General features: G+C 79.0%; 1 pseudogene. It reads right to left on the bottom strand.

Annotated features, from left to right (window positions below):
• Positions 1-267, bottom strand: a pseudogene (locus tag G3I40_RS23875) (GNAT family N-acetyltransferase); the annotation flags it as partial.

The following is a 267-nucleotide window of genomic DNA, read 5'->3' as shown; positions in this document are numbered from 1 at the left end:
GGGCGAGCAGCTCCGGGTCGTCGCCCGAGACCCGCTCGACGTCGGCGGTGCGCGCGGCCGGGCGGAAGAGGGCCGGCGCGAGGAACAGCAGGTGCGCGGGGCCCAGCAGGTCGTGGAACGGCAGCCGCTCGCGGAGCCGGCCGGGTTCCGCCAGTTCCCCGGCCAACTCGTCGGGGCCGAGCCCCTGGAGGGCCGCGGTGACGAGGCCGGCCGTGGGGGAGTCGGGCACGGTCACCAGCGCGGCGTCCCCCAGGACGAGCAGGCCGG

Source organism: Streptomyces sp. SID14478, assembly GCF_010548525.1.
Lineage (GTDB): Bacteria > Actinomycetota > Actinomycetes > Streptomycetales > Streptomycetaceae > Streptomyces.
Note: the sequence above shows the minus strand (reverse complement) of the source record. Positions and strands in the feature narration are given on the sequence as shown.